The 14,330-nt window shown below is 55.8% G+C and carries 16 protein-coding genes; 9 read left to right on the top strand and 7 right to left on the bottom strand.

Going from position 1 to position 14,330, the window contains the following annotated elements:
- Positions 1-28: 28 nt before the first annotated feature.
- Entirely contained in the window at positions 29-937 is a 909-nt protein-coding gene (gene prmB / locus ACA057_RS09080) for a 50S ribosomal protein L3 N(5)-glutamine methyltransferase (RefSeq protein WP_497347632.1), read from the bottom strand.
- Positions 938-1,177: 240 nt separating this feature from the next.
- On the opposite strand from prmB, the gene ACA057_RS09075 reads away from it, so the two are divergent.
- From ACA057_RS09075 to ACA057_RS09060, 4 genes are all read left to right on the top strand, one after another.
- The gene (locus tag ACA057_RS09075; RefSeq protein ID WP_497347630.1) at positions 1,178-1,768 is read left to right on the top strand and encodes a cysteine hydrolase family protein; all 591 of its coding nucleotides are present in this window, start codon (positions 1,178-1,180) and stop codon (positions 1,766-1,768) included.
- Positions 1,769-1,899: 131 nt separating this feature from the next.
- Complete coding sequence (locus ACA057_RS09070; protein ID WP_497347628.1) at positions 1,900-2,220, top strand: hypothetical protein; 321 nt, start codon at positions 1,900-1,902, stop codon at positions 2,218-2,220.
- A 75-nt stretch (positions 2,221-2,295) separates the two neighbouring features.
- On the top strand, positions 2,296-2,853 hold the full coding sequence (locus tag ACA057_RS09065; RefSeq protein ID WP_059404684.1) for a Smr/MutS family protein: 558 nt from the start codon (positions 2,296-2,298) through the stop codon (positions 2,851-2,853).
- A 605-nt stretch (positions 2,854-3,458) separates the two neighbouring features.
- Positions 3,459-4,211 (top strand): hypothetical protein, encoded by a 753-nt coding sequence (locus tag ACA057_RS09060; RefSeq protein ID WP_497347626.1) that lies wholly within the window; start codon positions 3,459-3,461, stop codon positions 4,209-4,211.
- A 7-nt stretch (positions 4,212-4,218) separates the two neighbouring features.
- On the opposite strand, the gene ACA057_RS09055 is transcribed toward ACA057_RS09060, so the two are convergent.
- A complete protein-coding gene (locus ACA057_RS09055; RefSeq protein ID WP_497347624.1) occupies positions 4,219-4,821 on the bottom strand; it encodes a hypothetical protein in 603 nt (200 codons plus the stop codon).
- A 280-nt stretch (positions 4,822-5,101) separates the two neighbouring features.
- Entirely contained in the window at positions 5,102-5,872 is a 771-nt protein-coding gene (locus tag ACA057_RS09050) for a hypothetical protein (RefSeq protein ID WP_497347622.1), read from the bottom strand.
- Positions 5,873-6,110: 238 nt separating this feature from the next.
- Here ACA057_RS09050 and ACA057_RS09045 point away from each other — a divergent pair, with 238 nt between their 5' ends.
- From ACA057_RS09045 to ACA057_RS09025, 5 genes are all read left to right on the top strand, one after another.
- Complete coding sequence (locus tag ACA057_RS09045) at positions 6,111-6,320, top strand: hypothetical protein (RefSeq protein ID WP_497347620.1); 210 nt, start codon at positions 6,111-6,113, stop codon at positions 6,318-6,320.
- A 135-nt stretch (positions 6,321-6,455) separates the two neighbouring features.
- Entirely contained in the window at positions 6,456-6,668 is a 213-nt protein-coding gene (locus tag ACA057_RS09040) for a hypothetical protein (RefSeq protein ID WP_497347618.1), read from the top strand.
- A gap of 49 nt (positions 6,669-6,717) precedes the next feature.
- Positions 6,718-6,909, top strand: a complete 192-nt coding sequence (locus ACA057_RS09035; protein WP_497347616.1) for a hypothetical protein — start codon at positions 6,718-6,720, stop codon at positions 6,907-6,909.
- Between the two features lie 159 nt (positions 6,910-7,068).
- Positions 7,069-7,797 (top strand): hypothetical protein, encoded by a 729-nt coding sequence (locus ACA057_RS09030; RefSeq protein WP_497347614.1) that lies wholly within the window; start codon positions 7,069-7,071, stop codon positions 7,795-7,797.
- Positions 7,798-8,180: 383 nt separating this feature from the next.
- Complete coding sequence (locus tag ACA057_RS09025; protein ID WP_497347612.1) at positions 8,181-8,618, top strand: winged helix-turn-helix domain-containing protein; 438 nt, start codon at positions 8,181-8,183, stop codon at positions 8,616-8,618.
- 160 nt (positions 8,619-8,778) lie between these two features.
- Here ACA057_RS09025 and ACA057_RS09020 read toward each other — a convergent pair whose 3' ends face one another.
- The 4 genes from ACA057_RS09020 to ACA057_RS09005 all read right to left on the bottom strand — a co-directional run bounded on the left by ACA057_RS09020 (position 8,779) and on the right by ACA057_RS09005 (position 14,319).
- Entirely contained in the window at positions 8,779-9,573 is a 795-nt protein-coding gene (locus tag ACA057_RS09020) for a DNA adenine methylase (RefSeq protein ID WP_497347610.1), read from the bottom strand.
- A 227-nt stretch (positions 9,574-9,800) separates the two neighbouring features.
- A complete protein-coding gene (locus ACA057_RS09015) occupies positions 9,801-9,995 on the bottom strand; it encodes a DUF7940 domain-containing protein (RefSeq protein WP_497347608.1) in 195 nt (64 codons plus the stop codon).
- Between the two features lie 86 nt (positions 9,996-10,081).
- Complete coding sequence (locus ACA057_RS09010; protein WP_497347606.1) at positions 10,082-10,507, bottom strand: cell wall hydrolase; 426 nt, start codon at positions 10,505-10,507, stop codon at positions 10,082-10,084.
- Between the two features lie 56 nt (positions 10,508-10,563).
- Positions 10,564-14,319 (bottom strand): hypothetical protein, encoded by a 3,756-nt coding sequence (locus ACA057_RS09005; protein ID WP_497347604.1) that lies wholly within the window; start codon positions 14,317-14,319, stop codon positions 10,564-10,566.
- Positions 14,320-14,330 lie beyond the last annotated feature (11 nt).

Below are 14,330 nucleotides of genomic sequence, written 5' to 3'. Positions count from 1 at the left end.
GAGGCTTGCCCGCGAAGGCGTCCGAAGGTCAGACCCGGGAAGCGAACAATGCCTGGTGATCGCGGCACTGTTGCGCCGTCAGCATGAACACGCCATGCCCGCCGCGCTCGAAATCGAGCCAGGCGAAGTCGACTTCCGGGTACAGCGCGTCGACGTGAACCTGGCTGTTGCCCACCTCGACAATCAGCAAACCCTTCTCGGTCAGGTGATCCGCCGCTTCGGCGAGCATCCGCCGCACCAGGTTCAAGCCATCATCACCGCAGGCCAGGCCCAGCTCCGGCTCGTGCTGGTATTCGTCCGGCATGTCGGCAAAATCTTCGGCATCGACGTAAGGCGGGTTCGACACGATCAGGTCGAAACGCTGCCCCGGCAAACCATCGAAACCATCGCCCTGCACCGTGTACACCCGCTCATCGACGCCGTGGCGCTCAATGTTCTGATTGGCGACTTCAAGCGCCTCGAACGAGAGATCGGCCAGCACCACTTCGGCGTTCTGGAATTCGTAGGCGCAGGCGATACCAATGCAGCCGGAACCCGTGCACAAGTCGAGAATCCGCGCAGGCTCGGCGCCCAGCCACGGTTCGAAACGTTTTTCGATCAGCTCGCCAATGGGCGAACGCGGGATCAACACGCGCTCATCGACGATGAACGACATGCCGCAGAACCACGCCTCACCCAACAGGTAAGCCGTAGGAATGCGTTCTTCAATGCGACGTTTGAGCAGGCGTTGCAGATTGACCAGCTCGTCATCTTCCAGATTGCAGTCGAGGTAGCTGTCGGCCATTTCCCACGGCAAGTGCAAGGCACCCAACACCAGTTGACGGGCTTCGTCCCAGGCGTTGTCGGTCCCATGGCCGAAAAACAGATCCTCCCCATGGAAGCGGCTGACGGCCCAACGAATATGGTCGCGCAGGGTACGAAGGCGGGAAGTGATCACGGCGGGCAAACTCCAGAAAAAACGACTGGCGATTCTAACAGCCAAAACGCGCCGCGACGACGCGGGAAACACGCCGAGGCAAATGTAGGACTATTCTATTTTATCGACTGACCATTGAACAAAACGGGCCTATTGACAAGGCTACGGGCCAGCAACGACGGCGCCTACGATAGTAGCGATTCACAGAAGCGCTCAGCCAGAGGACAATGTCGCAAAAGCCCCACCCGAAGGAGCCCCAGAATGTCCGTTCCACAAACGATGTTTCAACTCAGCGGCCGCGGTTACGCAGCAGCCAAACTGGGTCACGCGACCCTTGTCATCATCGATGCCCAGAAAGAATACCTCAGTGGTCCGCTGGCCCTGAGCGGCATGGATGCTGCCGTCGCGAACATCAAGCAACTGGTGGCCGCTGCCCGTGCAGCCGGCCGGCCAATTGTGCATGTCAGCCATCTCGGCACGGTCGGTGGGCTGTTCGACCCACGTGGCGAGCGCGGGCAATTCATTCCCGGGCTGGAGCCGCTGGACGGCGAAATCAGAATTGAAAAAATCCTGCCCAGTGCATTCCATGGCACGGACCTGAAAAAGCGCCTGGAAGAACTGGGCTCGGTGGACCTGGTCGTCTGCGGCTTCATGAGCCACTCCAGCGTCAGCACCACCGTGCGTGCGGCGAAAAACCTGGGCTTTCGCTGCACTCTTGTTGAAGACGCCTGCGCTACCCGCGATTTGCCCTACAAAGGCAAGGTCCTCAGCGCCGAGCACGTTCAACAGACCGAAATGGCAATCATGGCGGACAATTTTGCAGTCGTTGCACTGACGCAAGAGCTGATCTGATCGACCTTCGGTGAGCGGTGCCTGCCGCCGCTCATCCGTAAAAGCCTATCATTTGCTGTAATTGTCTTAGCCTCAGGAACATCCCGGTCAACTCCCGGTCGAAGGGCCGATACCCATTGAGGAAGGTCGGAATGAAGTTATCCGATGGTTTTGACGCTCGCCGCTTGCGGCCCAAAGGCCAACGCAACTGGCGTTTTCGAATCGGCGCAGCGATTGCGGCGTTGCTGGCGATGTGCGGCGTATTGCTCGCCATGGCCGGCGCAGCCAGCCTGCTCGGCCACGCACCCGCCCTGGGGGAGTTGAACACCAACCGGACCGGTTCGGCGGTGATTCTGGTGATCGGCCTGTTCGTGCTGTACATCGGCGTGTGGCTGTGGCGTCGTTGCCGGCGCCGTTCGCGTCAATCCCGCGAGCTGAACATCTCCCCGCACCTGATGAAAAAACACGACTGAGCCGAGCGCTTAGCGTTTTCTCGCGCCTCATTCGTCTCGAGTTGGGTAAACTGGCCGCCCTTCGCGGAGGCTGACATGCAAGACGACGATTTTTCCCTGTTCAAAAGCGCGATCCAAGGCGTCAAGCCGATCAAGCACGATCGCGCCGAAACCGGCAAACCCAAAGCTGACCGCGCGCAGATCGCCAAGCTGCGTCAGGCCGCCACCGTGCGCACCGATGCCACCACCGTTGACGGCCTGTCCGATCAATTCGTGATCGACGTCGGCCCGGAAGACGAGCTGATGTGGGCACGCGACGGTGTCCAGGAAAGCCAGATGCGCAAGCTCAAGATCGGACAGATTCCGTTCGAAGGCAGCCTGGACCTGCATGGCATGAACGTGGAAAAGGCCCGGGAAACCCTCTGGGCCTTTCTGGCCGAAGCGACCAAATTCGAAATCCGCTGCGTGCGCGTCACCCACGGCAAAGCCGTGCGTCTGGACGGTAAGCGCCCAATGATCAAAAGCCACGTCAACACCTGGCTGCGCCAGCATTCCCAAGTGCTCGGCTTCACCTCGTGCCAGGCCAGGCACGGCGGCGCCGGCGCTGTTTATGTGATGCTTAAACGAACCATGATGGAAGGCCGCGACGAGTAAAGCTGTCGCTTCACGCTTGCAGCGCCGTGTCCGCCACCGTACCCTTGCCCTTTGCGTAAAATCCCACAGGTAGTTTCATGTCCCTGGAACAGAATTACACCGCCATGTAAGGGGGGGTCTTCTAGGTCGCTAGGGTCAATCAAAACGGGGGGTTGGTACGTCCGCCAACACCGCTTTTCGCATAAAAACCTATGTATTGGTACAAAAATTGGTACAGGATTTTACCTCGCCTAAACGGAAGCTAGGCAGTTCGAATTAGTCCAAAGAAAGCCCCACCTGATACCTTTTGGGCGGGGCTTTTTGCATTTCTCTTACCAGTACGATTTCATGCCACTGACGCCGAATCGTCCTCAGTTGATGTTTAGCAGGGTTAGGTAGTCTGGGGCTTCCCAGAGGTCGATACTCCCATTGATGATAGGCAGCAATTGGCCAGAAGCGGTCATCGGGCGTCCACATCATTCATCACCATCGAAATTGAAAAGGTTAACGCCTCACGGCTCTACTTGAACGCTCCGGCTGCAAGCTAGTTGGACGGTTGAACGTATCGAAGAAGAGGCAGCGCAGTACAAGGCTGATTTCAAAAACAATCATCGTGAGGGTCGGTAATGTTCAGCAGCAATGGTGATGATTCTTTTCGCGCTTACCTGGCTGCCGGAACCGAGAATCTGGACGAGATCCTTGCAGCAGGTTCGCCGTTCATAGACATGATGGACGACCTTGATTCCTTCCTGACAACTCACGTCAGCGGCTCAAACGTCTTACCTGACGATCTGGTCATTCACTCCATGCGTATCAATTCCCGATTCCTGCTAATGACCTCGTTCAGGATTGGCATGACAGGTCACGCTGGTGGCGTCTTTCCCATGCTTCGCACAGCCTTGGAGACAGCTTGCTACGCGCTCATCATGAGCAAAGACGAAACCCTGTCAGAGATATGGTTGAAGCGAAACAGCTCAATTGATGACCTCAGAGCTTGCAAGAAAGCCTTTCAGTCCCCGATCAAAGCCGCACAAAAGCTGGTCGATGAACATGATCCGAAGCTAGGCGCATGGATGTACGAGCTATACGAAAGCTCCATCGACTTTGGCGCTCACCCAAACGCCAAGACCGTCACCCTTCACACCCGCATGTTTGACGATGAAGTGGGATTCACCCGGTTCGAAAATGTGGGGCTCTATGCGGTCGGAAACTACGGCTATGAGTGCTCCCTTCTGGCGTGTGTTGAGATGGGTTTGGTCACTGCAATCGTCTTGTCTATGACTCACGAAACCGTGTCACCACATGCGATTCTGGCGCTCCAAGCCTTGAACGACCAAAAGAACGATCTTGAGGATTTAATTACAAAAAAACACGCTTGATGTTTAATCAATCAAATTCGTCACCATATGCAAAATCTCCGTCCTCATTCAATTCAGTTTCGTTCAGGTATGAGGGTTTTATTCTTGTGTACGACATATCAATAATTTCAGCTGGATATTTCTGGCAGATCCAAAAATAAAGCTGTTTTAAATCAGGGGTTTTTTCAAAAACCTCATCGTACTTAGCTACTGTTTCCGACGAAGGACCGTAGTGAACCGACTCAGACTCACCAAATTTATCTACCCGACGAAAGGTATTGCCTTTCATTAGAGATTTGAAATTACCCTGATGACCCACTCCATCAATATACCCATATTTAGTACCATTGTTGCTATGCGGGTTTATATAGTAAAGCTTAAGAGTAAACTTTAACGTATAAAAATTGTTTGAGGTTTTTCTTTTATTTTCGCGCATGTATGTGACTAGCCCTTTACCAGTCACAAACGCGCGAATCGCATCACCAAGTCTAGCTTTAACAACAATAGAACCAATCGAAAAATAACCCGTTTCGGCTTCGGCTTCTTCCTTGGATTTGTAAATAACAATTTGGGGTTTGTCTTTATCTTCCGATTCTTTTGTGACACCAAAAGCCTTATTGAAATCAATCATATAAAATCCATGTCATTAAGCGTTAGAACAGGACTTTAGCACACGCAGATCTTCAATTGCAGGAACGCTGCCAAACAGCGAACCCTGACATTTTCCTTCATGCCCTGCGGGAAGTCCCCAAGCAGTCACTCACGGACAGCAGCTTTCGACCCAGAACCGCCGCTAAGGCGCCGCAACGGAGATTGAGACGATTGCGGAAAGCATCGAGTTCTTAAATTTCTTCTAGTTAATGAATGCTACGCAATCAATCAAAGATCATAACGCCCAATCTACAAGTTGTTCAGCATTCAAAAATCACATTATCCACAATAGGCTCAAGGATCTTTCCTTCCGCCACGATTGTGAAACTGAACCGATATTCCCTCTCTGCCAAGAAAGAGGGTGGCTTTACGAACGCCATATCCCAGACTTTGCGCATAAAGTGATCTGCGGTGAATACGCTAGCATCTGAAATATGAATCTCACGACTTAGGTAAGACACTGGTTCATGTCGACAGTTAATCGACAAATTTACTAATGAAATGTGTGGATCCACTATGTGATTACCTGAATGACGCCCAGAGGTAATGCGGTCCCGTAGCAGTACTGAAAGCGCTACTGCTACGTCATGAGCTTTTGATGCGGTCATATACCAACAATCATCGTAGTCGGGAAACAACCCGACAGCATCTCGCAACTTCCTAACTTGAGACATGCAAAAAATGAATCCATTTAGCGCTTCTCGATGAATGCTTGCGCTTGAATTTCGCACTCTGATGAACTGTTCATTACCATCAACCAATTCAAGTCGATGAATGAGCGCGCTAGTACCTCCTGGAATTTGTGGGTAATGACCACCACCGAAGCCGATCGCACCTTGAAACATGAGACTGAACCAGCGTCGTTCAATCTCAACTGTTCCGTCAAACTTCAGCAAAAAAGTGTAACTGCCTTCACCCTTATCGACGATCTGAGCACTTTCGATTTTTCTATACTCATACAATGTACCCAACTTTATCGTTTTTCTAGTTTTCAGGTTGTCCTTGGTGAAACAGTTCTTTGCGAGGAGCATCTCTATCCCTATTTTCCTTGAAGAGGGAGGTAAGCACCTACCGCCCACCCCTATCCATTCTGCGAGAGCTCTTTGATATCACAAAATTCAGTTTCAGTTCACTGTGGGCCTACAGAAACAGCTTTTGATCTAGGCGGGTCTGCAATGAGGTCGATAGCGGGCTTTGTGCGGCCTTTCCGCAAACCGTCGCCGCGCTGATTTTTGACTGCTAGGCTGGACTCTTCACGGAGGATTTGCGATGCCCAACTCAGACCTGCTCCCTTCCCTACTCTTCAAGATCAATGAAAACCAACTTGCCCTCGAAGCCGCCATAATGGAACTCACCAACTGGGTGGCGCAGCGCGGGTCAGGCGAGGTCGCCGATAATGTGCGCGGCGCCTTGACCACCATTGATCGTAACGAGGAGTTCATCAAGATGACGCTGGCAGTCCTGATGACGCCAGAGTAATCCGCTGCTGGGTCATTACTGACGCAAGCGCCGGAAAAACTTTGCCCCTAACCGGAAAAACTTTTCCCCCTGAAAGGAATCCCCTCGCGGCTTGGCGGCTGGTTACACTGCAAGTCCCATACAAGGAGCGTTCTCATGAGAGAGACCTACACGCAGGACCTGCAGGACATTACCGAATTGAAGCGTGAGACCGTCGAGGCGCAGGCCAACGAGTTGCTGCGCGAAGGTTGGGTGTTGCTGGGTCTGTTCGACCGCCGCGACGGCAATGATCAATACGTTGAGTATCACCTGGGCAAAAAGTCGCTGAAGAAAACCCGAGAGCATCTGCTGCGAGAAAGCGGGCTGTAAGCTCGCCGCGTTACGAATAACGCGCGCTATGTTCAAATGGCCCCTACACTTGAGTCCGGCGAGAGGTGGTGGTCGGCCGCATCAACGGCGGCCCAGCCTGGGGGCTGGCCTGGGCGGCCCGGCTGCGCGCCTCGTGCCGGTGCACTCGCGGCGCGAGACGGTGCGTACCTGGGCCAGCCTGACGGCCGTCGGTAAGTTCGCCGACCACCTGGGCTTGAAAGGCTTTGCCGTCGAGCTGTGAGCGGCTCGACGCCCGGGCTAGCACTGACTTATCCACAGCTTCGGCGATTCGACACCACCGGCATGGTTTAAAACGACTGCTCGTCGCCTCCTCCTCGCCGGAGCGTCACACCCCGATTACTGTACATACATCCAGTATCAGTACAGTGAACCCGTTTTTATGAATTTCGACCAGGCTAAAGCGCTGAGACTGCAGCAGTGGCGCTCGACCCTCGACGACCACGATTTTCGCCTGCAGAACCCCGAGGCCCACCGCCACACCCTTTACGCCATGAGCGCCGCCCTGGCCGCCGAGGGCTTGATTGACATACTCCAGCAGTTCGACCTGAACGAGAGGGCCAACGCCGCCTACTGGCATGCCGTGGAGGAGTTGCAGACCGCGCCAACCCGCTACTGCGGCGCCTCTGCCTATGACGTCTTGCGGCATGGAACAACCGAGCTGTTCGGCAAGATTGGGCGTTCGATTTTTTATGCGTCGAGCACGCTGACCGAAGGCAAGCGATCCTCCTACGACGGGAAGATTTATCGCGATGCCACGGGAGCGAACCTGGTGTTCACCCCATCCGGAGCTGTTGCGAGAATCACCGACCTCACGTTGACCCTGCCGGATGGGCAGCAGTACGACCTCGTCGAAACCAGCCGAACGATCGAGGGTGTGACGTTCGAGCCGATCGAGGATCCGGACCACTATCGCGCGCTGGTGGACGTTGCCCAAATGGCTCAGGAGTGCCGCGATCTGCGCGCGTTCGAAAGACTGCGGCCGCTTATCGACCTGGCTAGGTTTTGCACCTGTCCGACCTGCCTTGATCGTTTTGACCGGCGTGAAGATTGCCCGGCCTGCGCTGGCCAAGGGTTTGTAACGAAGCCGACAGCCACGGGTCTACCCTGAAGACACAGCCGGAGGGTGCAATCATGTGCGGACGCCTTTCCCCGTACTGGGACTACTAACCAGAATAGCCATAGTCCGCCAGCGCGCGAACTCATTGAAAACACCTAACGCATAAAGCAACTAAGTGAGGTTAAAGACGCAAGGCTTGTATTTAATCCTGCTCCTTCAGCTATGCCCAATTGAGGATCAAACAAGCTGCGTTATTTTCTGTCAGAGCACTCCGCCACGGGCTGTCTACACTGACTTCTGCTGATGGAACAGCACCCTCCTTTTGTTCGACCCCTTTTAATCCCGCCCATGCGGGATTTTTTAACCAGTTACTTATAATGGGTGCTCTCGTTTTTCTCCTGGACTACACTTACCCGGTGTATGGAGGAAGCGCGATGTCAGAAAATCTTACCCCCACTCAGTTCAACCTTATCAATGAAGATTTCATATCTCTCGCACACACAACTGATGATGTCGCGGCCTGTCCAAACCAGCGCGAGCCTGTATGTACATATAATCACATCGACATTGAAAAACCCCAAACGTGGGCATTCAACAAAAGCAAGCGGTTGCTTTTTAACAATTTAACCATGATCAAATTAACACGCATGGAAAATCTAATTATTGATATATTAATAAGCAGCGCAGAGCGCGTTATTACCAATGAAGAAATCCTTATACAGTTAAACAAGAACCCGGATAAGTATAAAGGATTACTCATGTGCCTCAGTAGACTACAAGCAAAATTCAAGAAATTCTCTGAAGGAGCCCTCCTCCTCCGCTCAGTAAGAAATCGTGGTTACTGCCTTATCCAGAGAGTAGATTCTGAATGAATTCAGGATTTCTAGTTCACAGCGGATAACTCTCTCCCGTACACCTGGCACTAAACAGCCAGTGGCTGGATCCTCGGCAAGATGGCCTGACAGCCGCAAATCAGCAGTAGCAACGCAACGCTGCAAATGGCCTAACTAATAGGCCATTTGCAAGCACACTCTAAAACAACCCTCCCAGCGCAGCCGGTTCCCAATTCATGATCACCAGTTCACCACTCAACTCGGCCTTGCCCTGCCGCTGATTGGTATTGCAATAGCGGATGTCCAGCGTCTCGAGATGGAATCCCTCAAACACTCGCCGAATGTCCGGGTGATCATTGATGCTGACCATTACCTTGCCTTTGCAGCTGCGCATGAAGGCAGCAATCTGTTCGTAATTCTCGAACGGAAAGTCCACTCCATAGCCGACGGTCTGCCAGTAAGGCGGGTCCATGTAATGAAAGGTATGGGCACGGTCGTAGCGCTCGGCGCACTCGATCCAGGGCAGATTTTCGACGTAGGTGCCGGATAGGCGCTGCCAAGCGGCCGAGAGGTTTTCTTCAATGCGCAGCAAATTGATGGCCGGGCCAGTGGTGGCGGTACCGAACGTCTGCCCGGTCACTTTGCCGGCGAAGGCATGGTGTTGCAGGTAGAAAAATCGGGCGGCGCGCTGGATGTCGGTAAGGGTTTCAGGGCGGGTCATCTTCTGCCACTCGAACACCTGGCGCGAGCTGAGTGCCCACTTGAATTGGCGCACAAACTCTTCAAGGTGGTTCTGCACGACGCGATACAGCGTTACAAGGTCGCCGTTGATGTCGTTGAGGACTTCAACGGGCGCGGCCTGGGGGCGCATGAAATACAGCGCAGCACCTCCAGCAAAGACTTCGACGTAGCATTCGTGGGGTGGGAAAAGAGGAATGAGGCGATCGGCCAGGCGGCGTTTGCCGCCCATCCAAGGAATGATGGGAGAGGACATGGATAGCAAGACCTTTACTGTATGGATAAACAGGTGCTAGGCTCGCTCCGCTTTGTGCACGAAGCAGGAGCCTTGGCTGGACTTGCAGGGACATTCTGCGGGGACGGCGGCTGGATTGGATGTTGACGCACCCCATCCGGCCGCTCCTTTTTACTTCGGTATCGAGACTTCTTTGACGTAGACCTGACAGGCCGGAAAGGCGATTTGTTGAGCCCCCGTCGCCGGGCTTAGTTACTCAGCTTGGGCTGCAAGATCACCCGAGCCAGCATCACCAAGATGCCCAGCACGCCATAGGCCGCAGGTGGCAGTACCGCCTGCAACTGAGGCAGTACCTGCTCGGCAATACCCAGGGCTGCAATCGCCCCGCCAGCCTGAACGCTGGACATCTTCAACGCGTCTTTCCAATTACTAATCAGTTGCATATTTTGTTGCCTCAGTTGGTTGGGAATGATTCAGACCAGCGCCTTCAGCGCGACCGGGTAAAACGCAAACTTCAGTGCCACAGGGCTTACGGCACATCCTTGAAAAAAATGTGATGCCCGAGCCTCAGCGTCTGCTTGGCGTCTTTGGTCCACACGGGTGGTCTAGGCATGGTGGTCGCGTAATAATGGGTCGCCCCACCAGTTGGATCTGGCACCTTGCCCGCCATCACCTGGTCGGCTGCGATCAGCGCTTGGGCAAACTCGCGAAACGGAATCGGCTTCGCGCCACTCAGGTACACGTAGTTCGGGTCGTTCTTGTTCCAGCAGCTGAACTGATACGGCTTCTGGCACACGCCGGTGTACCCCTCGCCCCACCAGGACTTGGCCTTGCCGTCGTTCACACGATTGCGAATTGTCCAGGCCACGGCGATCTGGCCGGCCAGGCTTTCGCCACGGGCTTCCCCCCACAGCGTGCGAGCGAGGATGTCGTGGTCTCTTTCTGTTGCAGTCATCACTTTTCTCCAGGCGAAAAAAAGCCCGCCGAAGCGGGCAAACCATCAAGAGCAAATTATTTAGGTGCGACCTCCACCACGTTCGAGGCCTTGCCCCGCATGATCGCGTTGATCCCGACAGTTAGGGTTGGTTTGCCCGGCACCGCCGCGTCGATGTAGAAGACCTGGTGATAAGCCGGCGATCCGGTGAACTGGTACAGATCGGTGTTGAGCACCCAGCCGCACGTCTTCACACGACCCCACTGGTCGGGGTAGATATCCTCCATGACGATACCCGCGAACAGCGATGGCGAATCACTGGCCGTCATCTTGCGGATCTTCTTGTTGTGGCCATCCCAGGCCGCCACCATGCCCATGAGGAGGCCTTCGGCCGAGCTGGCCTTGAGTAAACGCTCCTCGTCCAGAATCTCAGGGCGATACCGCCCGCCGATGTCGTAGGCCGTGGCCACGGCGGCCGAGCCAAGTTCCGCGTTGATCGCGGCCAGGATCGTGGCGTTGGTCTGTGCGGTGTAGTCCTGGTTGAAGGTGATGGTTGTCGTGGCCCCGCCGTTGATCTTCACGGCCAAAGTCTTGTTGACCGAGGTGCAGTCGCCCAGACGCTGGCCGAGACTGGTGATAAACACGTTCTTGTTGAGGCCCACGCCGACGCCCGAGATATCCGCCCAGCCGTAAACGTAACCCTTGATCCCTATGACGCCTGGCATCGAGTAGACCTGACGGCCGAACACGATAGGTACCGCGCCCCCCGACACTTCGATCTTGCTCGACGCGGTGGTGTCGTTGCTTTCGATTTTCAGCGCCCGGCCGAAGTCGGTGATCTTGAACGCGAACGACGTATTGCCTGCACCAACAACCTTGATCTCGCTGTGATTCGCCGGTTGGTTTTGCAGGGTGTCAGGAATCCACGGCGATGCGACGTAGGACATGAAGCCGTCCAGTTCGCAACCGTTGACCTGCAGCACGTCCTCTTGCATCGAGCCCAGCGGCTGCACGGCGATCGCCTCGCCCGAGTCGTTGGTGGTCTGCATGCGACAGTTCTGCAGCGTAACGCGGCAACCCTTGGCGAACAGTTTATTGGTGTGGAAGTAGAACGCCGTGGTCGGCGAACGGAACACGCAGTTGCGGCTATCGTTGAGCTGGGCACTCGAGGTGCCGCAACCCCAGGCATGGGTCGATTGCCATACGGTGATACCGCTGCTGATTGAGTTCTGGTACGCCTGGGCGCCCGCGTTGCCCAAATGTTCGATCCAGCAATCGCGCAGAGTCTGGATGCGGCCGGTATCGGCGCCCGAGCTGTCGGAGTGGATCGGGTAACGACCGTTGCGGATGGTCACCTTTAGGCGAGTCAAGATGCTGGTCTTGTTATCCCAAAAGGTTTGCGTCAGCGGGATGGTTGCCGGGTCTACGTTGTCCGGGTTCTCGTAATGAATCCATGCCTTGCCCGGGCCGTCGGCGGTCATGTGGACGTAGTCTTTGACGGACCAATTGCAGTCCTGGTCGTAGATCACCGACGTATCGATCAGCAGCTCGTATTGTTTCGCAACCGACGCATCCAAGATCGCCTCCATGGCCAGCTTGGGCGTAGCGTACTGCCCAGAGGGACCCACCTTGATTTTGACTTCCTCCGGGACGGCGTCTTTGACTGCCTGCAACTGCAACGCCAGCAGCAAGTCCTCAGGCGTGTAGGTGGTTCCTGCAGCCAACGCCTCCACTGAGTAGGTCACGGATTTAAGCTTCAGCGTGCGTTCATGGGCCTGCGCCACGGCCGCCACGGCCACCTGATACACCGGCTTGATCCAGACATCGGCCGCAGTCACCACATAAGACAGCACGGTGGTTAAGATCGTACCGACTTGTTTTGTGTCGATCGATGTTGGCACCACGTTCACCGTAGCGCCCCCTCGGCCCACCTGCAGGGTGACGCCGCTCCGTGGCGTCTCGGCCAGGAAGTTGACCGTGGTGTCATATGACACTGACAAACGGATCGTCGCCCCCACCAACTTGGCCAGCATGCCCACACTCAGCGGCACGGTCGATCCGATAAAGGTATTGACCCCGGTCACGCCGGCGGGCAGCAACAGCCCCACCGTCGCCCCGCCCTCAACAATGGCCTGTCCGCCATTGAAGAACTGCCCTGTGGTCACGGACGTGGCCGCCAGATCACCCGACGTCAGCCGCGCCGAGGCAATACTGTTTTGTGCCTCTCCCAAAATTAAGGCTTTTTGCGCCGCAAGCAGTTGAGGCAGCACCAGGTCGGCGCCGCTTCTACTGCCAGCAGGTACGGCCACGACTGCGTACGAGAACTGGTTCAGTTCAACGGTGCGATCATGACCGGCGACCGCCGAACTGGGGGTCACCTGCAGCAGCGCCCCTGCGGTCAGGTCACCTTCAAGCACGGTGTAGGTCATGGTCACCGTCAACATCGTCCCGACCTGATTGCGGGTGAAATCGGCAGGGACGATGCCGACGCTTCCCGAAGCGCGGGCCACGCGCAGTACGGCGGTGGACAGCGTTGTTTCAGTCAGGAAGTTGGGCGTGACGTTGTACACAATCGTGAACTTCAGCTTGCACCCGACCAGCGCCGTCACCGGGATCAGCGCTGTCTGGTACGCGTTTGCACCCGTGACCCCGGCGGGAATTTTCAGCCCGCCGACGGTGCGGCCATCCGCTGCGGGGATGAAGGTCGCACCACTGAGCGCCTCACCGGCCAAGGCCACCGAGGACAACAGATTCCCGGTGGAGATGGTTGCACTGTCAGCGGAAGCCTGAGCAGTGGTGGTGGCCGATGACAACGGTGCCAGGCGCTGATCAAGCATGAAGTCACTGGCGGTCATGATTTCGTTGGCCAACCTGACCACCAAGTAACTGACGGCCTTCACCTTCAGCGAGCTGGCCATCGAGGCCACCGCCTGACTGAGCGCAACCTGATAGACCACGTTCAGGTACAGGTCATCGGCGGTGACGGTGTACCTCAAACGCAAGGTCAACACCGTTCCGTTCTGAGTCAGATCGCTTGAGTTAGGGATCAGATCCACATAGGACGCCCCCCGTCCCACCCGGATTCTAGGCGTGATGGGGTAAATGCCCAGGAAGCCCGCAGAGGCTTCGTACTGGGTGGTGATTTCCACCTCGCTGCCGACCAACTTCGTCAGCAGCGGTAAGCCGAATGGGACCTGGCAAGTGATGTAGGACGATGCGCCGGTCACTCCTGCCGGGATGGCGAAGCCGACATACTTATTGTTCTCGGTAATCGCCGTCGCACCGTTCAGCGCCTGACCACTCAGCGTCGCGGCGGCGATCAAATCTTGCGATCCAACCGAGGTATTGCGAAGGCCGAGCGCATTGGTTTCGTCGCCAATCTTGACGGCCATTACGCTGCTGACCTTTTGCCACAGGGTCCGCAGCACCTGGGCGTCACCACTGGCGGCCCAAAACAGCATGCCGTTGGCTACGGTAGGACTGGCCAACCCCTGCTCTTTGTTGGCGTAAATCTTCCCATCCATCATTTCCAGGCGCAGTTGCTCAATGGCCCCATTCACCACATCGACGGCGTCGGTCGTCCGGATCTCCCGCAGTAACGGCGCCTGGTACCCGCCATAACTGAGCTGGATATCGATTCGATCAGCCGTTGTGTAAAAAAACACACGAGCATTGCCGTCTGCCTTGGCCGGGTTGCCTTGGACGATCGCGGCGCCTGAATCGAAAAACAAAGGGGCTCGCGTCTGGGTTCCTGACACGAACACATGGACCGTGGCGCCGGGCAGCAGGACGCCGTCCTCGGCCCTCGCGGCGAAGAATTGAATGGGCTGCATGCGAGTTCTCT

The organism is Pseudomonas sp. LBUM1661, assembly GCF_059695925.1.
This window is presented reverse-complemented; position numbering and strand designations above follow the sequence as displayed.